Here is a 21,637-nt window from a genome sequence, read left to right as displayed (position 1 = left end):
CTGAGGGTATGCACGGCATTCCCGAGGCCGACCACGAAGCAGACCTGGCCGCCTTCTACGACCGCCAGGCTCCGGTCCGGAACACCCGTGCGCTGACGCCGCATCGGGTTCAGTGCCGGGAGTGGTTCATCCGGCTGCTGAAGACCGAACACCGGCATTCATTGTTCGAGCTCGGATGCGGCACGGGTGTTGAGGGCGTGGAGTTTGTCCGGGCAGGGCTGCACTACACCGGCGTGGACTTGTCCTCGGAGAGCGTTCACGTGGCGTGCTCGGCCGGGCTGGAGGCGTCGGTTGCGAGCGGGCGCAGCCTGCCGTTTGCGGATTCCGTGTTCTCGGCCGTGTGGACCATGAGCACTCTGCTTCATGTCCCCAACAGCGGAATTCACGACGTCGTCCGCGAACTGGCGCGGGTCGCCGCACCTGGTGCGCCAATCGCCGTCGGGCTCTGGTCAGGTGAGGACTGCGAGGTCCTCAACCCGGAGGACCTCGACGAACCGCGGCGGTTCTTCAGCCGCCGCAGTGACGACACCGTGCGCCGGACCTTTGGTGAGCACGGCTCGATCGAGCATTTCCGGACGTGGCCTGAGGGTGTGGGAGTGGAGTCCGGTCCCGGCGCGGGCAACTGGGTCCAGCACTACCAATTCCTGGTCCTCCGCACCCCCGCACCCAACTGCGACCTACTTGGGAAGTAGGCTGGCTCCATGGCCCCCTCATACACTTTCGCCGGAGACACCCCGGCCATCCATGAATCCGCCTTCGTTGCGCCCACTGCGTCCATCATCGGCAAGGCAACATTGGCCCAGGACTCCAGCGCCTTCTACGGCGTCTCCGTCCGCGCAGACACAGCCGCCATCAACGTCGGCGCCGGTTCCAACCTCCAGGACAATGTGGTCCTGCACGCTGACCCTGGCTTCCCGTGCAGCGTCGGCGAGCGCGTCTCCGTGGGGCACAGCGCGGTGGTCCACGGCTGCACTGTGGAGGACGACTGCCTGATCGGCATGAGCGCCACCATCCTCAACGGCGCAGTGATTGGCACGGGCTCGCTCATTGCCGCCGGAGCCGTGGTCCTGGAAGGCACAATCATTCCGCCCCGCTCCCTCGTGGCCGGAGTTCCCGCCAAGGTCCGCCGTGAACTCACGGACGAGGAATTCGAGGGCGTGAAGCACAACGCAGCCCACTACAAGGAACTCGCGGCGGCGCACCGGGAAATGCACGCATAAACGCTGAATGCGCGAGGCCTGGCCGGGATCAGTCCAGGGAAATCGGGCCCAGTTCGTCCAGCAGGTCACCCGGTCCCGGGTTCCCGGCAACGGAGGAGCCACCCAGGTGGTTCACCACGCCCCACACAGCGTTGAGGCCAGTGGTCACGGCACCCTCTGCCCAACCGGCGGTGAAGGAAACATCATCCCCGGCGAGGAAGATGCCACGCTGGCTCTCCGGCAGCTGATCCTGCTTGAAGTGTGTGAACAGACGCTGCTGGTACCGGTAATGGCCCGGCAGGTTGGCCTTGAAGGCGCCCATGAAGTTGGGGTCGGCCTCCCACGACACAGTGATCGGCTGCCCAACGATGTGGCTGGCGATGTCCACACCCGGGTAGATCTGCTGCAGCGAATGCAGCATCAGCTTGACCCGCTCCTCAGCACTCAGGGCCAGCCACTTCAGCGCGTCATCGTTCCACGTGTAGGACAGGAGCATGACAGCGGGCTTGTCCGGGCCGTCGTCGAGCAAGTACGTTGCCCGGTTGAGGCGGTCGGTGAGCGTCATGGACAGGACTTCCCGCCCGGTCTCCGGGTCGATGTCCTTCCAGAACGGCCGGTCCACCATCACGAACGTCTTGGATGACTGCATGTAGTGCGAGCGCTCGATAGCGGTCCACAGCTCTGCCGGGAACAGCGCTTCCTCCGTGTGGATGCGCGTGGACAGCAGCCAGGACTGGCACGTGGTCACCACGGCCTGGTAAGTGGCTTCGCGACCCCAGTTTTCGCGGACCAGGAGGTCGCCGTTCTCTGCGCGGCGGATGTTGTCCACGGCACCGCGGGGCGATCCGGAGTGCGGTGACGCCAGCGAGGTGCCTTCCGGCCAGTAAGTAAGGTTCGACGGCGCGTGGTTCCAGAGTGCCTCGGGGAGCCTTTGCGCTCCTCCCGCGATGGAGCGGTGCTGGTCGTCCGCGTCGGTGTAGACCACGCGGAGGATTTCGAGGATGGAGTTGGGGAAGTCGGTGTCCCAGCCGCCGGTGCCGAAACCCACTTGCCCGAAGGCCTCTCGGTGCGCGAAGCCCGCTTCCTTAAAGGACTTGCTGGCCGCGATGAAGCCGTAGAAGGTCTGTTCGTCGAGCTCCGGGAGCAGCGCGTTCCAGAGTTCCTTGATCCGCTTGGTGTCACGGGCCTTGATGGCTTCCTGCATTTCGGCGAAGGCTGCGCCGTCGTTGACTGCCGCCTTCCAGGCCTCTGCCACTTCGCGGAAGAACTCAGGAAGTTCCTCGGCCGTCGTGGCGTAGTGCTTCTTGCCCGCCAGCTCGATCACGGTGCTGGACGTTGCCGGCGCCATGGGGTTGGGGAACTCGTTCGTGTTCAAGCCGAGCAGGTCCACGTAGTGGTAGAAGGCCTTGCCGGACACCGGGAACCGCATGCCACCAAGGTCCGCCACGACGCCGGGAGCCGAGGGGAAGCTGGCCGTCCGGAGTCGGCCACCGATTTGGTCGGCCTCGTAGATGACCGGCTTGAGGCCGAGCTTCATGAGTTCATAGGCAGTGACCAGCCCGGACAGGCCGGCGCCGATGATGGCCACCTCCGTGCCGTAGAGCTCCTCGGGGACTGAGCCCAAGCCGTCCGGGTGCGCCAGATAGTGGTCATAGCTGAAGGGAAAGTCCGGGTTCAGCATGGTGATGGGTGCTTGGGCGGCCGCGTCCGCGGGGGCTTCGACGAGCGGAAGTTCAGTGGCGATGGTCATGAGTTTTCTGCTTTCACAGGTTCCGGGCTCACGGCCCTGGTGGTTAGTTCACGGTAGTCCTGCTCGCTGAGCGCGGCTATCTTTGAGTTCCGGCGTCCGTAGCCGAAGTAGATGGCGATGCCCACCAGCATCCACACGCCGAAGGTGATCCAGGTATCGGCGCCGAGGTTGAGCATCAGGTAGGCGCACATGAGTGTGCCCAGGATCGGCGTGATCGGGTACAACGGCACCCGGAAGCTGCGTTCAAGGTCGGGCCGGTTACGCCTCAGGTAGATGACTGCCACGTTGACCAGGGCGAAGGCGAAGAGCGTGCCGATGCTGGTGGCATCCGCCAGCGCACCAAGCGGGACCAAGCCTGCGGTGAGGGCGACGGCGGTGCCAATGATCAGCGTCCCGGCCACCGGAGTGCCGGTACGGCGGGAAACGCGGCCGAAGACTTTGGGCACCATGCCGTCGCGGGACATGGAGAGCATGATGCGGGTCTGGCCGTAGAGAACCGTCAGCACAATGCTGGCGATCGCAAGCACAGCGCCGATGGAGAAGACCAACGCGATCCACGGCTGGCCGGTAATCTCGTGCAGGATCTGCACCAGGGCAGCTTCCGTACCGTCGAACCAGTCCCAGGGACGGGCACCGATGGCTGCGACGGCAACCAGGACGTAGATGCTGGTGACGATCACCATGGAGAGCATGATGGCCCGGGGCAGGTCGCGCTTGGGGTGCTTCGCTTCTTCGCCGGCGGTGGAGGCGGCATCGAAGCCGATGTAGGAGAAGAAGACGCTGGACGCGGCAGCTGAAACACCGGCGGCGCCCATGGGCAGGAGCGGCTCGAAGTTGCCTGCGTTGAAGGCGGTGAAGGCCACGGCGCAGAAGAAGATCAGAATGCCCACCTTGATGATGACAATGGCCGTGTTGATCCATGCGCTCTCCCGCGCACCGCGTACCAGCAGGACCATGGCCAGCACCACGATGACCATCGCGGGGAGGTTTACTACGCCGCCGTCGCCGGGCGGTTGGCTCACAGCATCCGGGAGGAACTGTCCAAACGCCGCCAACGTCTCGTTGACGTACTGCCCCGCACCAACCGCAACTGCGGCCACGGAGACCGCGTACTCCAGCACCAGGCACCAACCGCAGATCCAGGCCATGCCCTCGCCCATGGTGGCGTAGGAATAGGAGTAGCTGGAGCCTGCCACGGGGACCAGGCCCGCCATTTCCGCGTAGGACACGGCGGAGAGCAGCGCAGCGAGGCCGGCGATGACGAAGGAGATCCAAATAGCTGGCCCTGCCAGCGGCACGGACTCGCCAAGGATGACCAGGATGCCGGTACCGAGGGTGGCGCCAACGCTGATCATGGTCAGCTGGAGGACGCCGAAGCTGCGGACCAGCGGTGTACCGCCTTCGCTGCTTCCAGCCTCGCTGACCATCTGGCCAATGGGTTTGCGGCGCAGAAGCTGGGCTCCGAGGCTCGGCCTCGTGACGCTCCCCGCCGCTGGGTTTTTGGTGTTCACAGGCACAGTCACCCTTGACGTCCCTTCAAAGTAGTTTCGATTTCCCCTCCACAAGACTGGCATGTGAGCCACCTCTCACCGCGGTGCAAAATGACCTATAGTGTTCAACCATGAGACGTAATGCACACTATCAAGCGGCTGCCCCGGCAACCCTTTCCGGACAGGTCACCGTGGACCTGTCTGCTATTTCAGACAATGTCCACGCCTTGAAAAGGCGCACCGAAGCCCCGTACTTCATGGCCGTCGTGAAGGGCAACGCCTACGGTCATGGACTGGTGGAAGTGGCCCAAACAGCAGTGGATTCGGGGGCTGATTGGCTCGGAACCGCACAGCTCACCGAGGCCATCACGCTCCGCCAAGCGGGCATCACCGTACCTATCCTTTCTTGGCTTTATCTGGCATCCCAGACAAGCTCCACCATCCTTGAGGCGCTGGAAAACGACATCGATGTTTCCCTCGGAAGCGTCAACCAACTGGAGGTGCTGGCAGGGATCGCGAAACGCCTTGGCCGTCCCTCCGTCGTGCATCTGGAACTGGACAGCGGCCTGAGCCGTGGCGGCGCGCGCAAAGAAGATTGGGCCGAACTCGTAGCCCGGGCGCGGCAGGCCGAACTGGACGGAACCCTTCGCGTTCGAGGCCTCTGGACCCACCTGGCCTGGGCCGACGTCCCCGCACATCCAGGAAACGCCACCGCCGTCGCGGAATTCGAGGACGCTGTCCGGGAAGCCCTGGATGCGGGCCTGAAGCCCGAACTCCGGCACGTGTCCAGCTCCGCCAATATCCTGGACCGGCCCGAATTCCACTTCGACATGGTCCGGGCGGGGCTCGCCATCTATGGACTTGCTCCGGCCGACCACCTGGACCCGGCAGACTTCGGATTGCGGCCGGCGCTCAGCGTGACGGCGCCGCTGGTCATGGTCAAGAAAGTTCCGGCCGGCACCGGTGTGAGCTACGAACACCAGGCCATCACCTACGAACCCCGGTACCTCGGCCTCATCCCGCTCGGCTACGCGGACGGCATCCCCAAGGGCATCAGCGGCCGCTCCGTGGTGAACATCGCAGGACGCAGCGTGCCCGTGATCGGCAAGGTCTGCATGGACCAGTTCATGGTGGACCTCGGCCCGGATGCTTCGGGAATCGACGTCGGCGACACCGCCGTGCTGTTCGGTGACCCTGCGTGCGGGGCGGCCAGCGCCGATGACTGGGGTGCCGCAATAGGAAGCCACGGGGACGAGATCATCAACAGGATCGCGCCCCGCCTGCCCAGGGCGTACGCTACCAGCGCGTACCAGTGCCCCGACTACCAGGAGCCGGCAGCCGCCGGGCAGGGCCATGTCGCCTGAGCCCGCCACCGCCCGCCTGAGTTTTGTCACGCTCGAACAGTTCCTGGAGCAGCTGCCGCCGGAGTTGAAACTACTTCACGACGGCGGCAGCGGCACCTCGCTGCTCCGGTGGGTGGAGCCCAGTGAGCTTGAGGACCCCACTCCGTACCTGCCGGAGGGTGAATTTCTGTTGACCGCCGGGCTGCCTTTCCTTGGGAAAGGTGGCTCGGCGGCGAAGGTGGATGCCTACGTCCAGCGGCTGGTGGATGCCAAGGTGGCGGCGCTGGGCTTCGGGATTAGGCCCTATTTCGACGCCGTCCCCGACGCTTTGGTGGATGCCTGCCGCCGGCACAACCTCACCTTGTTCGAAATTCCGGAATCACTGCCCTTCGCGGCGATCGGGCTGGAATTCTCCCAGCTCCTGGAAACGGACAACGCCAGGGTCTTCCGGCAACTGGCCGACACCAACCGCCAACTCATGCGGGCAGTCCTCTCCCCCAGGCCCGAGCACGAACTGCTCGCGGCCCTGGTTCAGCGGGTGCCCGTATGGGCCGTCCTTGTTGGCGCGGACGGGCGGGTCCGGGCCCGCGGGCACAATGCCGGCGGGCAGGGAGCCTCCGGGCACCATGCCGGCGGCAGCACCGGCGTCGAGCATTCTTTGTTGGCGCCGATGCTGGAGCGGCTGTTGTCCGGCAGCGGTCCGCGGGTGGAGATGGACGGTTTTGACCAGCCGGGATCGGCATTGGTGTTCGGTCATCCTCTGCGCAGCACCAAGGACGCGAACTTGGGTGCACTGATCCTCGGCTCGGATACGCCACTGACGCCGGCCCAGAACAACGTGGTGCAGTCGGCTGTGGGGTTGCTGGAGCTGCTGGTGCGGCAGCGGACCAGCGGTTCGCTTGCTCCGAGCCAGTTGGCTACGGCGGTTCTGCTGCATCCGGATTCGATAACCTCCGGCGGGACCAAGCATGTCAACGGGCTGAAGGACCTGCTGGCGCAGAGCCTGTCCTCCACCCGCTCGGCACAGATGCGCGTGGTGCAAGGCATCAGGGTGGATGGCGCCGCTGACGACGGACCGGTTCGCGAGCTACTGCAATGGCGGAGGCTGTTCGACACCAAACTCGTAGAGATCACCGAGTACGGCTTCGCGGCAATCACACGCCTGAGGGTTGATGATTCCCTGCTGGCCGACGTCGAAAAACTGGGGTGGCGCTTGGTGATCGGTGAACCAACGGAACTTCCCGGGCTCACTGCGGCCTATCAGCGTGCCAGTTCGCTCCGCAGCCGGGTACTTTCCAGCGGCATGAGCGCGCGCGTGGATGAAGTGACGTGGTCCGTTGCGGGCCTTTTGGGGCGCGAAGCCGGAACCATGCTGGCGGAGCGGCTCCTTTCGCCCGTGCTCTCGCTGGAACCTGACCGGCGCGATCCGTTGCTGGCTGTCCTCCGCGGCTGGCTCAGCGAAAACGGCAGCTGGGACGCCTCGGCGAAACTGCTGGGGTTGCACAGGAACAGCGTCCGGCGGCAGATCGGCGTGCTCGGTGAGCTGCTGGACATGGACCTCAACCAAGCACAGGTGCGTGCAGAGCTGTGGTTCGCGTTGCAGTACGTGGAGGAGTTGGCGAACTCCACGGATGTGGCGGGCACCACCTAGATGACACCGAATTCTTCTGTGCAAGCGGTTTTCACCACTCATTTTCGGCGCTATTGGCACCTATTTTGGCTGTCGGGCGGCTAGGGGGCTGCTCAAGGTGTCTAGCCTCCTCGTGGGTGCCGAATCTCATCGGCGCCGTACAGATCATCATTTCCGAGGGGGAAATATGCTCGCTACAACAGCAGTACAGGCCACCAGCACCGTGGCCGCAATCAGGAGCAAAATCGACCATATGGTCATTCGTTACGACGGTTGGTTCCTCGTCGTGCTCGCTGTTCTTATGGTCCTCGCATTCGCGATTCTGGGCGCCATGGCCATCTGATGCCTGACGTCCGGCCGTGGACGGTTCGTCGGCAACTGGAGTTGGAGCCAGTGGGGCGTTTCCGTCTGGGTGGAGTGCGTCTAGTCGTCAGATAACCGCGGTGGTGTCATCGTCGTGCGATGCCACCACAGCCAGATCATGGAGCCAAAGCCCAATGCCCCTTACTGTCGACCACATCGATTATGCGTACAACTTTCAGAAGCAAGTCCTGCATGACGTCTCACTCAGCATTTCCGGAAACAGAATCATGGGTCTTATCGGTCCCAACGGATCAGGCAAGTCAACCCTCATAAAGGTGATTTTGGGCCTACTGCAAATGCAGGGTGGCAGCGTCCACATCAACGGGCACAGGAATTCCAGTCGCAGTGCGAAAATGTCTGCAATGTACCTCTCGAGCAATGATTACCTGCCCGAGTTCCTAACCGGCGAAGAATACCTTCGATTCATGCATGGTCTCTACACTGAACCGCTCGATCTGAATGTCCTTGGTCATCACTTTGACCGCTATTCAATGAGTGGTCGCCACCGTGACCTCATTGAGGACTACTCCCATGGAATGCGCAAGAAACTCCAGCTCATTGCCGCATTCATGCTGGAACGTCGTCTCACTGTTATCGATGAGACACTCAATGGAGTGGACATCGAATCAGTAAAGATCTTCGAAAAAGACGTCCGGAATCTCGCAAGCGATGGGCGCTCGGTACTCTTGTGCAGCCATGACTTCAACGTTCTTGAGAATGTGGCCGATGACGTTACCGTCCTCATCCAAGGCGCCCTGGTCTTCCAAGGGGACCTGGGTTCAGTCAACAAGGACTATGGCAACCTCTCGGTCCTTGCTTCTGAGTACATCCAGTCAATGGAAGTCGAGTAGATGCGGCTCGAAAGCATTGTCCTGTTGTTTCGATTATTTTGGACATTCATTCTCCGGCAGGTTCTGGGACGTGGACTCCTGGCCTCGAGAGCAATGCGAATCGCTGGCGCCTCTATTGTGCTGCTCGGATTTGCGGGATTCAATGTTCTCAGCTACACGGTGATGCGGCAGTATCTCGGTGGAACTGATTTATTCGAACCCGTCCTCGCAATCGCCAACGTTTCGGTGGGTTTTTGGGTCCTCATTGCGTACACGCTGATACGGGTCCTCTTCTTGAAGGCGGATGAACTTCTAAAGTTGTCCTTTCACCTTCCTGCCACCAACAAGGAACGAACGCTTGCCTTCGCTTTGTTCGAGGCATCGGTGGTGGCAGTGATGACGGTTTTCGTTTTCGGCGCATTCTCGATATCAACGGTGCTTCTTGAGGGCCCGGATTTCATTACGAAGATTGCGGTGTCCATTTGGCTTCCGGTAGCGACTGTTTATCTTCTCCTCAGCCTGGCCTACTATCTCTTGGAACGCAGCCTCCTCATCATGCGGCTGGCACGGCTCCGAGGACTACTGGTACCGATTGTCCTGGCGATAGGCCTCTCAGTTCTGTTCCCCTATACGAATGAGCAGACGGCGGTGATTGCCGAGAGCTTCGTCGAGGGGCGTGACTACAGTTCGCCGCTGCTGGTGTACTCCACACTTGAAAAGAACTTCGGATTGTGGCTCGCGGTGGTGAGCTTTGCCGCAGCCTCCATGGCCGTTATTGCCGGCATCGTGGCCGCTGCTCCCGGAGCGTACGTCCCCCTCCGTCGCTTCATCATCTTGCTTCCTTCCGAGATTGCAACGTGGAGGCTGGGGGCCTACACGCTGGTGCTGTTCCGCAGCTTCGAAACACTAGTTTCCGTCATCTTCGTCTTAGCGTTTTCGCTGTTTGCATGGCTGCAACACATTGTCATTCCACCCTATGTTTTGGCTCTCATTACATTTCAGGGCGTGTACGCCTATGTAAATTCTGAACCATTGCGGCGCATGTCAGTGCTGCACGTCAGCGCGTGGAGGAACTACGCGAGCATCCTCGGCTCGCAGATAATCCTCTGGGTTACGGTCGCGATTCCGGTTACCGCGGCCAGCCTTGCTCAAGGCATTGAGCTCTCTGCGTGTTTGCCCGTAGCAGGATTCTGCCTCAGCAATATTCTTATCTCCACCCTCATAGGTATTGCGTTTCCACCGGAAAAGGGGAACCCATTCACTGTTCTGGTCGGTGCGGTGCTGGCCATTATCGTCATCTTGACGATCACGCTCGGCCTCAACGTATTCAATCTCGAACCGGCGATAAGCGCAGTAGTTTACTCAGTTCTAAATATCTTGGTTGTGACGTACAGCATCCTCGGCATGCAGAGGATGGAAAGGATTCGACGCCATGAAGTGGCTTCTTAGAGTTATCACGGCATTTTCAGTGTCATTTGTGATCACCATGGCAATGGTGGTGGCAGGATTCATCATGGCCATGTTTTCCACTATGGACGTGGGCGTCAGAAAATTTGGGCTTTTCGGTGCCATCTTCTTCGAGGCCCACGAGCAAGCCAGCGGCGCAACGGCCTTGGAAATTGGGGTCGCCGACGGCACACCCATTGCGATCATCTTCGGCATCTTCTTCGTTTTTTGCGTGGCGGTCACTGTAGTCCTTGAAAAGCTCAAGCTCCGCAAAAAGCAACTGCTGCAGGCACAGCAGCGGTGAATCTCAGCACGGTTCCCATTGACGAGGTCAAAGTCATGGTGGCCGTCAAAAGCCTGGTTTGGGCCGTCCGCGTTCCGGCCGCCGCAGTGGCTGCCGGCTTCACTGCCTGCGCAGTCACCGCGGTGGCGGGGATTCCCGGGATTCTGCAACCGGCCTTTTGGCTGCTGATCCATGCATCCTGCCTGCTGATCGGCTTTGTGATTCACGAGGGCTCCCACGTCCTCGGCCTCAAGCTGACCCCGGGAATTACCCACGTCACCTTTGCGAGCACACTGCTGAGATTCTCAGTCATTCCCATGGGAAGACTCGTGGGTTGGCAGGCAGCACTTATTGCCCTGGCCGGCCCCTTGGCGGCGTGTGTCGCAGGGGTCCCGGTTGCCTTGGCGCTGCCTGACTATGCACTTCACTGGTGGTTCTTCCTTCACGCCATATTCTTGTTGCCACTTTTCGGCGACGGCAGAAGCCTGGTCAAAGGCCTACTAGCATGGCGGCGGCAAGTACACCTGCTTCAGGTTGACCCCTAGCCCTGCCTGTCCTGCCATTGCCCGTACAGTTCCGGCCTGCGCTCACGAAGGTACGGGACTTCCTCACGCGCGGCTTTGACCGCTTCCGCGCCTACCTCGGCGAACAGCAAAGCTGAACCTTCCCCGGCGGCAGCCAGTAGAGAGCCGTCAGGACCGGCCACAACGCTGCCACCCAGGAAGGTGTACACATCCTCGTGTCCGGAGTGGTTGGCGTAGGCCACGTTGAGTTGGCTCTCCAGGGCACGGGCTCGGATGAGTACTTGCGGCACGTTGTCGAACCCGGCGGACAGGGCCGTTGGGACGAGTAGGAGTTCGGCGCCGCGCGTGGCGGCGGCACGCACAGCTTCTGGGAACTCAACGTCATAGCAGATCAGCATCGACGTACGGAGTCCGTTGAAATCCACGACGGCGGGAGGTTCTTGGGCGGCCACGAACGCCTTGTGCTCTTCCGGCCCAAAGAGATGCACCTTCGCGTAGTTGAGAACCTCTGCGCCTGAGGCGTCCACCAAAGTAGCCGTGATGTGCCAGCCGTTGCCAGCGGCGGCTGGCTGCGCGACGTCGTCGTGCGCTGTCTCTTGCTGGTTGACGGCTGCCTGCCGGCTCACTGCCGGAAGGCTGTAGACCAGGCCGATCTTGTGCCGGCGGGCAATGTCAGCCAGGCGTTCGCGAATGTCCGGGAGAGTGGCAGGGTCCAGTTCGGCGTGCAGCCGCAGAGGGGCATATCCCACGGGGAACAACTCCGGCGTGAGGAGCAACCCGGCCCCTGCGTGGGCGGCGCGCTGCGCGGCGTCGTCGATTGTGCGCAGGTTCGCCTCAACGTCCATCACGGAAGCGTTCGCCTGCAGGACTGAGAGCAGCATCTTTACCACCTTGGGTTCGCCTGTTCCCGATGCCCACAGAATGGGCCCGGGAGGTTTCTTCTTCAAGCGTAGGCCTGGCCGGGACGCAAGGAGCGGGGCAATTGGACCCGCACGGCGCCCAGGCGGGACGCAATGCCCGCATGCTGTTGCCAAGAGACCGTTGTGGGGCCCGCTCTGCGCCCTCAATCTCGAAGTTGGCGCGCATAACGGGCCCCACAAGGGGTACATAACGGGTGTTCTTGCGTTGGAGTATGTCGGGGAGTGTTGACTCCTTGTGTTCACTTCTTGACTACAACGTCGCTTGTGGGGCAATCTTCTTGTCATGCCCGCTACGCAGCGCTCAACGAAGAGCCACCCAAGAAAACCCGGCTCGCAGTCCGCGCTGCGCCACCTGAACCAGCAACGCATCATCGAGTGCCTGCTGAGCGGTCCCTCCACGCAAGCAGAGCTGTCGCGCCAGACCGGGCTTTCCACGGCGACGATCTCGAACATCGTGAAGATCATGCAGGACGCCGGCCTGGTTTCCACGGAACCCACCACCAGCTCCGGGCGCCGGGCAACCAACGTGAGGCTGAACAGCAACGGAGCGGTCGCCGTCGGAATCGACTTCGGGCGCCGGCACCTGCGCGTGGTCCTGGCCTCGCTGGGCTATCACGTTATTGCCGAGGATTACATCGAATTGCCGCTGGGCCACCAGGCTGAGGAAGGCATCGCTGCCGCAGTCCGCCTGCTGGAAAGGCTGCTGCAGGAAAACGGCATCGACCGCACTGCCGTGGTGGGGGCGGGCGCGGGCATTCCCGGCCCCATCGACCGCCGCTCCGGCACGGTTGCCCAGGGAGCCATCCTTCCGGAATGGGTGGGCATCGACATCCTCCATCGGCTTGAGGAAGCGCTCAATTGCCCCGTCTTCGTTGACAACGACGCCAACCTGGGCGCGCTGTCAGAAGTAACGTGGGGACCCCACAGCGGGGTCTCCAACCTGATGTTCCTCAAGATCGGCTCGGGCATTGGCGCGGGCCTGATCCTCAACGGATTCCCCTATTACGGCAATGTGGGAATCACCGGCGAAATCGGCCATGCAACCATTCACGAACATGGCCTGGTGTGCCGCTGTGGGAACAGGGGTTGCCTCGAAACGATAGCGTCCACCACCACCATGATCGAACTGCTGGGACGCGGCCAGGAGACCCTGCTGACACCGCAGGATATCGTCCGGAACTGCCTCGCCGGCGACTCCGCGACACAGCGGGTGGTGGACGACGCCGGACTAGCGGTGGGACGCGCTTTGGGCAACGTCTCCAACCTCATCAACCCTGAAGTGATCGTCGTGGGCGGACCTTTGGCGGGCCTCGGGGACCTCCTGCTGGACCCCATCCGGCGCGGCCTGGTCAGGCACGCCGTACCTGTCGTGGGCGAGACAACCCACCTCGCAATGTCGTCCCTCGGGGCACGCGCAGAAGCACTCGGGGCCGCCGCTTTGGTCTTCCAACACGCGGGTATTACCGGTAGGTAACGAAATCGTTAGCTGGCTCTTGCGTTCAAGTCTTGACGACAAGGGCCGTGATCCAGTTTACTTTTTCATCAGACAGCCTCGCCATTGCGGGGCCGACAACGAAGTCATGCATTGGAGGCGTAAGGGCTGATGACATCCCTCGACACGCAAGGTGATCCCATCCTCTTGGAGATGCGCTCGATCACGAAGGAATTCCCCGGCGTGAAGGCCTTGTCGAACGTGAGCCTGCGTGTGATGGCCGGCGAAATCCACGCAATCTGCGGGGAAAATGGTGCCGGCAAGTCCACGCTCATGAAGGTTCTTTCCGGCGTTTACGGGTACGGAAGCTACACCGGCGACATCGTGTACCAAGCCGAAACCCAGCAGTTCAAGGACATCCGCGCCAGTGAAGCGGCCGGCATCGTGATCATTCACCAGGAACTGGCCCTGATCCCGGAACTGTCCATCATGGAAAACATCTTCCTCGGAAACGAACCCACCAAGTGGGGCGTGATCGACTGGAGCGAGGCCCGCAAGCGTTCCCTCGAACTACTGGCCCGCGTTGGCCTGCGCGAGGATCCCGATACCCCCATCAAGGAAATCGGCGTCGGCAAGCAGCAGCTGGTGGAAATCGCCAAGGCCCTGAACAAGTCCGTTCGCCTGCTGATCCTGGACGAGCCCACCGCAGCGCTGAACGAATCCGATTCCCAGCACCTGTTGGACCTGATCCTGGGCCTCAAAGGCAAGGGCATCACCTCGATCATCATTTCCCACAAGCTCAACGAGATCGAACAGATCGCGGACGAGATCACCATCATCCGTGACGGCAAGTCCATCGAGACCTTGAACGTCAAGCGTGATGGCGTGGACGAGGACCGCATCATCAAGGGCATGGTTGGCCGGACGCTCGAGTCCCGCTTCCCGGACCACGAACCCACGATCGGCGAGGTGTTCTTCGAGGTCAAGGACTGGACCGTGGGACACCCCCAGATCTCGGACCGCCTGATCTGCAAAGGTTCCAACTTCTTTGTGCGCCGCGGCGAAATCGTCGGCTTCGCAGGGCTCATGGGCGCCGGCCGCACGGAGTTGGCCCGCTCCCTCTTTGGCCACTCCTACGGCCGCTTCATCAAGGGCCAGGTGTACAAGGACGGCAAGCCGGTCCACCTCCGCAGCGTCAAGCAAGCCATCGACGCCGGCCTGGGCTACGTCACTGAGGACCGCAAGTCCTTGGGGCTGAACCTGCTGGACGACATCAAGACCACCACGGTTTCCGCGGCACTGAACAAAATCAGCAACTACTCGGTGGTGGATACGCGCAAGGAGTTCACGGTGGCGGAGGAGTACCGGAAGTCACTGCGGACCAAGACCCCGTCGGTTGAGGAAGGCGTGGCCAAACTCTCCGGCGGCAACCAGCAGAAAGTTGTGCTGGCCAAGTGGATGTTCACCGACCCCGACCTCCTGATCCTGGACGAACCCACCCGCGGAATCGACGTGGGTGCCAAGTACGAGATCTACGGAATCATCCAGAGGCTCGCGAACCAGGGCAAGGGAGTGATTGTCATTTCCTCGGAACTCCCTGAGCTCCTGGGCCTGTCCGACCGTATCTACACCATCTTCGAAGGCGCCATCACCGGCGTCCTGGACAAGAACGAAGCAAGCCAGGAAAGCCTCATGAAACTCATGACTTCCGCCCGCAAAACCGCCTGACCGTTGGCCCAGACTCGCCCCATCCTGACACAAGGACCAAAACAATGAACGCGCTCAAGAAGCTATTTGGTGGCAATACCCGCCAGTTTGGCATGATCTTCGCCCTGGTGGCACTTATCGTCTTCTTCCAGATCTTCACCGGTGGCCGCACGTTGACCCCCGGTAACGTGATCAACCTGTTCAACGGCAACTCCTACATCCTGATCCTGGCCATCGGCATGGTGCTGGTGATCATCGCCGGCCACATCGATCTCTCCGTCGGTTCCGTAGCCGCGTTCGTGGGGGTTTCGGTGGCCCTCGCCATGCGGGACTGGGGCCTGCCTTGGTGGGCGGGTGTGCTCTTCGGCCTGCTCCTTGGAGCAGTGATCGGCGCCTGGCAAGGGCTATGGACAGCGTATGTGGGCATACCTGCCTTCATCGTGACGCTGGCCGGCATGCTGTTGTTCCGCGGCTTCAACCAGTTCGTGGGCAAGTCCAACACCATCCCCGTTTCCAAGGAATTCCAGTTCATTGGTTCCGGGTACTTGCCCGAAATCGGCCCGAACACCGGCTTCAACAACCTCACCTTGCTCATTGGCATTGCGGCGGCAGCGTTGGTGGTCATCATGTCCCTGCGTGCCCGTGCAGCCAACAAGGCACTTGGCGCCGATGTTCCCGAGCTCTGGGTTGAGGTCACCAAGCTGGTGCTGATCTGCGGTGCCATCCTCTACGCGACGTACCTGTTCGCTACTGGCCGCCCCGGAACGTCCTTCCCCATCCCCGGCCTGATCCTTGCCGTGCTGGTGCTCATCTACGGTTTCATCGCTGACAAGACGGTCCTCGGCCGCCACGTCTACGCGGTGGGTGGCAACCGCCACGCAGCTGAGCTGTCCGGCGTGCAGTCAAAGAAGGTCAACTTCATGGTCATGATGAACATGTCCATCCTGGCCGGCCTTGCCGGCATGATCTTCGTTGCCCGCTCCACTGCTTCCGGCCCGTTCGACGGCGTCGGTTGGGAATTGGATGCCATTGCGGCCGTCTTCATCGGTGGCGCTGCCGTTACCGGTGGTGTCGGTACCGTGATCGGCTCGATCGTCGGTGGCCTGGTCATGGCCGTCCTCAACAACGGCCTTCAGCTCCTGGGTGTTGGCGCCGACCTCACCCAGATCATCAAGGGCCTGGTGCTCCTGGCTGCAGTCGCTTTCGATGTCTACAACAAGTCCCAGGGCAAGCGGTCCATTACCGGCCTGCTGCTGAAGAGCTTCCAGCGCAACAACGAGATCAAGCCGGACGAAACCACATCCACCAAAGAGGTCATCTCCAAGGAAGCGTGATCCGCTTCCTGACAGACTCGCTCCACCCCACCCACACAGAAAGTGAACCAAGATATGCGAATGTTTGGTAAAGCAGGAAAGGCAGCAGCAGTCGCTGCCATCGCGGCACTGGCGCTGACAGCCTGCGGCCGCACTGACAGCGGCTCAAGCAGCAGCACAGCAGGCGGGGAAGCGTTCCCCAAGGACTCGCTGATCGGCGTCGCACTTCCGCAGAAGACCAGTGAAAACTGGGTCCTCGCGGAGAAGCTGTTCAACGACGGCCTCACCAGCGCCGGTTTCAAGGCGGACGTACAGTTCGCCAACGGCGGCGTATCCGAGCAGCAGAACCAGATCAGCGCCATGGTCACCAAGGGCGCCAAGGTCATCATCGTGGGAGCCATCGACGGCGCCCAGCTGGGTACCCAGCTCCAGCAGGCCAAGGAATCCGGCGCCACGATCATCGCCTACGACCGCCTGCTCCTCAACACCGAGAACGTGGACTACTACGTGGCCTACGACAACTTCAAGGTTGGCGAACTGCAGGGCCAGGCCCTGTTGGACGGCATGAAGGCCAAGAAGGCGACGGGTCCGTACAACATCGAACTCTTCGCCGGCTCCCCGGATGATGCCAATGCGAAGGTCTTCTTCGACGGCGCCATGAGCGTCCTGAAGCCGAAGATCGACGACGGCACCCTCAAGGTTGTTTCGGGCCAGACCTCGTTCGAGCAGGCTGTTACCCAGGGCTGGAAGGCAGAAAACGCCCAGCGTCGCGCTGACACGCTGCTCACCGGCAGCTATGGCACCGCTTCCCTGGACGGCGTCCTGTCCCCGAACGACACCTTGGCCCGTGCAGTGCTGACGTCCGTCAGGGCCGCCGGCAAGCCGCTCCCGGTTGTCACCGGCCAGGACTCCGAAGTTGAGTCCGTGAAGTCGATCATGGCAGGCGAGCAGTACTCCACCATCAACAAGGACACCCGCAAGCTCGTTGAGCACGCCATCACCATGGTGAAGGACCTCCAGGCCGGCAAGGAACTGGAAATCAACGACAAGGACTCCTACAACAACGGCGTCAAGACCGTCCCCGCGTACCTCCTCCCGCCACAGATCGTGACGCTGGAGAACGTCAAGACCGCTTACGTTGACGATCCGGTACTCGGCCCGATCACCAAGTAGCACCTCTTCACAGCAAGACAGCAAGCCCCGGTCCGCCAGCAGGCGGGCCGGGGCTTTCGCTTGCCTCAAACGGCAGGCGCGGGTGCTTTCACAGCCCACGCATAGCTTCGGCTGGTGTGCAGCACAGCAGCACTCAGCAGTCTTGGATCTGCGGCCCGCATTCAGCGGGACGAACGAACATGCAGGTCAAGAGGAGAAACGTGAGCGTCCTTGCCCGGAGCGTAGGCAACGCCTTCCGCAACAAAATCAGAACGGCGGCGGTCGTTGTCGTGCTGGCCGTAGCCATCGGTTTGGCCTTGGCCATGCTGGTCGCCAATCAGGCCGTGGGTGCCAAGGTCCAGGAGCTCAACGCTTCCGTGGGCACCACCTTGACGGTGAATCCGGCCGGTGGCCAGGGCTTCGAAGGCGGCGGCGAGCCGCTCACGACGGCGGAAGCTGAGACTGCGGCTTCGGTCGCCAACGTGACGTCGGTTGTTGGTACCAAGGCACTGCGCCTCCAGACGGTGACCACCGGAACCACGGATTCAACAACCGGCACCACCCAGCAGGGCCCGGGCGGCGGTTTCGGTCCCGGCGGACAACAGGCGACGGTCACCACGAACCTGACGGCCGCCGTCGACGCCGGTACGCTGGGCAACCGCAACGGCTCCGCCGGAACAACAGGCAGCACCACCCAGCCGGTACGCACGCTCCCGATCACCGCGACGGGTATCGGCGCCGAAGTGGACAGCACGGGCAAGGCCTTGGACATCACCAGCGGCACCGGGCTGGGCGACTACACCGCAGCCGAAGCGAAGGCACTTGTGGGCACCTCGCTTGCGGAGAAGAACAGCCTGACAGTGGGCTCCACCTTCACCATCCAGGACAAGACGTTCACCGTGTCAGGCATCTTCGACGCCGGCACCACGTTCGGCAACAACGCCGTCTACGTCGCCCTGCCGGAAGCGCAGACACTGGCCGAAACCCCGGATGAGCTCTCCAGCATGATCGTCACGGTCAACAGCATGGAAAACGTGGACAGCACCAAGACCGCTGTCCAGGACGCACTCGGCACGGACAAGGCAGACGTGACCCAGGGCCAGCGCAACCTCGAAACCGCCGTCAGCTCACTGGACAGCGTCAAGAACATCTCGCTGATCGCCTTCATCGCGGCCCTCGCCACCGCCGGCATCATCATCCTGCTCATCATGGTCATGCTGGTCCGCGAGCGCCGCCGCGAAATCGGTGTCCTCAAGGCGATCGGTGCCCGCAACCGCACCATCGGCCTGCAGTTCGTCCTCGAGTCACTGGTTCTTGTAGCTCTTGGAAGCGTGGTGGGTGCGGTGATCGCTTCACTGGCCAGCGGCGGCATTGCGTCCGCGCTCATCAGTTCGAACACAACCACGACGGCGGCCACCACCACCCAGCGCGGCGGCGGTCTCGCAGGGGCCATGCCAAACGGCGCGGTACCTGGCGGTGGCGGCTTGCCCGGCGGCGGCCAAGGTGGTCCGTTCGGTGGCGCTTCCCAGCTGCTCACCTCCGTGACTGCCAGCGTCTCCCCCGGCGTCCTCGCTGCAGGCATCGCAGCGGTGTTCGCGGTGGCCATCATCGGCGCGCTGGTCCCGGCATTGCTGACCGCCCGCATCCGTCCCATCGAAGTACTCCGAGGAGAATAGCCGTGATCGTAGTCAAGGACCTGGTCCGTCAGTTCAAGTCCGGTGACCGGACCATCAAGCCCGTCAACGGTGTGAGCTTCGAACTCGAAAAGGGTTCGCTGGCATCCATTGTCGGCAAGAGCGGCAGCGGCAAGAGCACGCTGTTGTCCCTCCTGGGTGCGCTGGACAAGCCCACCTCAGGTGACGTCGTCGTGGATGGCGTCAGCTTGGCTGGGCTCCCGGACGGCAAGCTGACCGAGTACCGGCGCCGGGACATCGGCTTCGTGTTCCAGCAGTTCAACCTGATCCCCAACCTCAGTGCCGTAGACAACGTCATGCTGCCCATGGAGTTCGCGGGCGTCCGCAAGGCGGCCAGGCTGCAGCGTGCCAAGGAGTTGCTGGAGCAAGTGCAATTGGATCCTGAGAAGCACTCACGCCGGACCAACCGGCTTTCCGGCGGCGAGCAGCAGCGTGTGGCGATTGCCCGGGCGCTGGCCAACGAGCCCAAGCTGATCCTGGCCGATGAGCCCACCGGCAACCTGGACGAACAGACCGGTGAGCACATCATCGAACTGCTGAGCTCGCTGAGCCGCGACCACAACACCACCATCCTGGTGGTCACCCATGACCGGAGCCTGGCGAAAAAGACTGAACGCTGCTTCCGCCTGCAGCAGGGCCGGCTCACCGAGGAGGTCAGAACCGAATTGCGTCGATGACCTTGACGCGCACCGCCACGAGCGCAGGGATGGCTCCGGCGAGTGCGCCGACAAGGACAGCCGCGCCGAATCCAAGGAGAGCGGCGTCGATGGGGAACGCGGGGTACTCAGTGAGCCCCGGCGCTACCTTCGACTCGATCCACGGGTGTTTCACCACCGCAACCGCCAGCATGACGCCAGCCACGCCGGCCACCGCGGTGGCCACCACGGATTCCATCATGACGCCAACAAAGATCCGGCCCGACGTTGCCCCGAAGCTGCGGCGGATGCCGATCTCCCGGACCCTGTAGCGCACGGTGACCATGGAAATGTTCAGCATCCCCACGGCGCCGAGCAGCAGGACCAATCCGGCTACTCCGCCCACCACCAACTGCACGGGAGCCAAAGGATCGCCCCAGGCTGCGTAGTCCATGCGGTCGGCTTGGGCGTAGTAGCCGGGGAACTGGCCTTGGAGGTCCGCGGTGATCGCTGCTTTGAGCGCGTCGGCCTGCTCCTCGCCCACCCACATCTTGAACTGGGACATCTGCGGTTCCATCCCCGTCATGGCCGCACCCTCGCTGAGGATGAACGCGGACGGTGGCGTATCGGGGTACGTATCAGGGACGACGCCGATAATCACCGCCGTAGCTGGCCGGTCACCGGGGATGCTCATTGTGGGATGGGTGGTGAGGTTTGGCCTGCCGGCTTGGTTGTAGAAGGACTCGGACACCACGACGGCGGGTGCAAGCCTTTGACCGTCGTCGGCGGCGAACCAGCTTCCCTGTTGGAGCGGAACTCGGTGGATAGTGCCGTAGCCGATGTCCACGATGGTCATGCTCACGGCGGTCACACCGCGGGGAAACTGAAAACCAGCTTGCGTCTGACCGACGTGGGTGGAGGTGGTGATGCCGTAGCGCTGCTGGATCCCTTGGTACGCCTTCTCGAGTTTCCCCGGGTCCGGCATGGTTGGTCCGTTGACGCTCAACGACAACGTTGCCACCCGGCCGCCGTTTCGTTCGGACTGCACCTTGTAGCCCTCGCGGGCCAGATTCCCGACGCCCACCACGGATGTCAGTGCCGCCACGGACAACGCCACGCCCATGAGTGCCAGGAGGATCCGGACTTTGTTGATGCGAAGTTCCTGCCACGCCTCGACCAGCGTGGAAACGAAGCCGGTCATGCGCCGACTCCTGCTGCTGCGGGCACCGGCAGTGGACTGAGTACGCCTGAGTCCAGCCGGTAGCAGGCGCGGGCCAGGGCGGCCACGTTGGTGTCGTGGGTGATGGTCACCAGGGCGGCGGCGGTCTCCGTGGCGACGGTGTCCAGCAGTGCCATGACGGACTGGCCGGTCTCGACGTCGAGTGCTCCGGTCGGTTCGTCGGCCAGGATAAGCCGGGGCTTCCGAACCAAGGCGCGGGCTATGGCCACGCGCTGCTGTTCGCCACCGGAGAGCATGTTGGGCATGGTGTTGGCCCGGGCTGCGAGGCCCACCCGGTCCAGCATGTCCATGGCGATATTGCGGCGACTCCAGAACTCCTTGCCCTTGGCGTAAAACAGCGGAGTGATCACGTTGTCCAAGGCGCTGCGGCCTGGCAGGAGATTGAACTGCTGGAAAACGAAGCCCACGGTGGAACCGCGGAGCCGGGCCCGGGCGTTGTTGCCCAGCCGGTCAGCGGACTGGCCCAGGAACTCAAGCTCTCCCGATGTCGGGATGTCCAGCAGGCCCAGCAAGTTGAGGAGCGTTGATTTGCCGCAGCCGGAGCGTCCCACGATTGCCGTGTGATCGCCACTGTGCACCTCGAGGTCGATGCCCCGGAGAATGTGCAGGTGCTGATCGTCCGGCAGGATGACGGATCGGGTGACTGACCGCAGGCTGACAAGTGTTTCCTTGGGTTCCGTCATGCC

20 protein-coding genes are annotated in these 21,637 nt (G+C 62.5%); 15 read left to right on the top strand and 5 right to left on the bottom strand.

Annotation, left to right across the window (positions count from 1 at the left end; genetic code table 11):
* The first annotated feature begins 8 nt into the window (after positions 1-8).
* Both LN996_RS14835 and LN996_RS14830 read left to right on the top strand, forming a co-directional pair.
* Positions 9-692, top strand: a complete 684-nt coding sequence (locus LN996_RS14835; protein ID WP_231341133.1) for a class I SAM-dependent methyltransferase — start codon at positions 9-11, stop codon at positions 690-692.
* Between the two features lie 9 nt (positions 693-701).
* On the top strand, positions 702-1,220 hold the full coding sequence (locus LN996_RS14830; RefSeq protein ID WP_231341132.1) for a gamma carbonic anhydrase family protein: 519 nt from the start codon (positions 702-704) through the stop codon (positions 1,218-1,220).
* A gap of 28 nt (positions 1,221-1,248) precedes the next feature.
* Here the strand turns inward: LN996_RS14830 and LN996_RS14825 are convergent, their stop codons facing one another.
* On the bottom strand, positions 1,249-2,949 hold the full coding sequence (locus LN996_RS14825; protein WP_231341131.1) for an NAD(P)/FAD-dependent oxidoreductase: 1,701 nt from the start codon (positions 2,947-2,949) through the stop codon (positions 1,249-1,251).
* Complete coding sequence (locus LN996_RS14820; protein WP_231341144.1) at positions 2,946-4,376, bottom strand: amino acid permease; 1,431 nt, start codon at positions 4,374-4,376, stop codon at positions 2,946-2,948. Before LN996_RS14820 ends, LN996_RS14825 begins: the two co-directional genes overlap by 4 nt.
* Positions 4,377-4,570: 194 nt before the next feature.
* On the opposite strand from LN996_RS14820, the gene alr reads away from it, so the two are divergent.
* From alr to LN996_RS14785, 7 genes are all read left to right on the top strand, one after another.
* Positions 4,571-5,803 (top strand): alanine racemase, encoded by a 1,233-nt coding sequence (gene alr / locus LN996_RS14815; protein ID WP_231341130.1) that lies wholly within the window; start codon positions 4,571-4,573, stop codon positions 5,801-5,803.
* A complete protein-coding gene (locus LN996_RS14810; RefSeq protein WP_231341129.1) occupies positions 5,793-7,433 on the top strand; it encodes a PucR family transcriptional regulator in 1,641 nt (546 codons plus the stop codon). Before alr ends, LN996_RS14810 begins: the two co-directional genes overlap by 11 nt.
* A 166-nt stretch (positions 7,434-7,599) precedes the next feature.
* Complete coding sequence (locus tag LN996_RS14805) at positions 7,600-7,755, top strand: hypothetical protein (protein ID WP_231341128.1); 156 nt, start codon at positions 7,600-7,602, stop codon at positions 7,753-7,755.
* Positions 7,756-7,909: 154 nt separating this feature from the next.
* On the top strand, positions 7,910-8,626 hold the full coding sequence (locus LN996_RS14800) for an ATP-binding cassette domain-containing protein (protein WP_231341127.1): 717 nt from the start codon (positions 7,910-7,912) through the stop codon (positions 8,624-8,626).
* Positions 8,627-10,054, top strand: a complete 1,428-nt coding sequence (locus tag LN996_RS14795; protein ID WP_231341126.1) for a hypothetical protein — start codon at positions 8,627-8,629, stop codon at positions 10,052-10,054.
* On the top strand, positions 10,038-10,355 hold the full coding sequence (locus LN996_RS14790) for a hypothetical protein (RefSeq protein WP_231341125.1): 318 nt from the start codon (positions 10,038-10,040) through the stop codon (positions 10,353-10,355). The genes LN996_RS14795 and LN996_RS14790 overlap by 17 nt, the downstream gene beginning before the upstream one ends.
* Entirely contained in the window at positions 10,352-10,879 is a 528-nt protein-coding gene (locus LN996_RS14785) for a hypothetical protein (RefSeq protein WP_231341124.1), read from the top strand. The genes LN996_RS14790 and LN996_RS14785 overlap by 4 nt, the downstream gene beginning before the upstream one ends.
* Here the strand turns inward: LN996_RS14785 and LN996_RS14780 are convergent.
* A complete protein-coding gene (locus tag LN996_RS14780) occupies positions 10,876-11,739 on the bottom strand; it encodes a carbon-nitrogen hydrolase family protein (RefSeq protein ID WP_231341123.1) in 864 nt (287 codons plus the stop codon). The genes LN996_RS14785 and LN996_RS14780 overlap by 4 nt on opposite strands.
* 322 nt (positions 11,740-12,061) lie before the next feature.
* Here LN996_RS14780 and LN996_RS14775 point away from each other — a divergent pair, with 322 nt between their 5' ends.
* The 6 genes from LN996_RS14775 to LN996_RS14750 all read left to right on the top strand — a co-directional run bounded on the left by LN996_RS14775 (position 12,062) and on the right by LN996_RS14750 (position 19,753).
* Positions 12,062-13,252 (top strand): ROK family transcriptional regulator, encoded by a 1,191-nt coding sequence (locus LN996_RS14775; protein WP_231341122.1) that lies wholly within the window; start codon positions 12,062-12,064, stop codon positions 13,250-13,252.
* 129 nt (positions 13,253-13,381) lie between these two features.
* Positions 13,382-14,938: a multiple monosaccharide ABC transporter ATP-binding protein gene (gene mmsA, locus LN996_RS14770; protein ID WP_231341121.1), complete on the top strand. Its 1,557-nt coding sequence runs from the start codon at positions 13,382-13,384 to the stop codon at positions 14,936-14,938.
* A 44-nt stretch (positions 14,939-14,982) separates the two neighbouring features.
* Positions 14,983-16,251 (top strand): multiple monosaccharide ABC transporter permease, encoded by a 1,269-nt coding sequence (gene mmsB / locus LN996_RS14765; RefSeq protein WP_231341120.1) that lies wholly within the window; start codon positions 14,983-14,985, stop codon positions 16,249-16,251.
* Between the two features lie 54 nt (positions 16,252-16,305).
* A complete protein-coding gene (locus LN996_RS14760) occupies positions 16,306-17,403 on the top strand; it encodes a sugar-binding protein (protein WP_231341119.1) in 1,098 nt (365 codons plus the stop codon).
* A gap of 200 nt (positions 17,404-17,603) precedes the next feature.
* Positions 17,604-19,058: an ABC transporter permease gene (locus LN996_RS14755; protein WP_231341118.1), complete on the top strand. Its 1,455-nt coding sequence runs from the start codon at positions 17,604-17,606 to the stop codon at positions 19,056-19,058.
* 2 nt (positions 19,059-19,060) lie between these two features.
* Entirely contained in the window at positions 19,061-19,753 is a 693-nt protein-coding gene (locus LN996_RS14750; RefSeq protein WP_231341117.1) for an ABC transporter ATP-binding protein, read from the top strand.
* On the opposite strand, the gene LN996_RS14745 is transcribed toward LN996_RS14750, so the two are convergent.
* Complete coding sequence (locus LN996_RS14745) at positions 19,731-20,912, bottom strand: ABC transporter permease (protein WP_231341116.1); 1,182 nt, start codon at positions 20,910-20,912, stop codon at positions 19,731-19,733. The genes LN996_RS14750 and LN996_RS14745 overlap by 23 nt on opposite strands.
* Positions 20,909-21,634, bottom strand: coding sequence for an ABC transporter ATP-binding protein (locus LN996_RS14740; protein ID WP_231341115.1), 726 nt, complete (start codon positions 21,632-21,634; stop codon positions 20,909-20,911). The genes LN996_RS14745 and LN996_RS14740 overlap by 4 nt, the downstream gene beginning before the upstream one ends.
* Positions 21,635-21,637 lie beyond the last annotated feature (3 nt).

Origin of the sequence: Arthrobacter sp. AK01 (genome assembly GCF_021109375.1) — a bacterium.
Lineage (GTDB): Bacteria > Actinomycetota > Actinomycetes > Actinomycetales > Micrococcaceae > Arthrobacter.
Note: the sequence above shows the minus strand (reverse complement) of the source record. Positions and strands in the feature narration are given on the sequence as shown.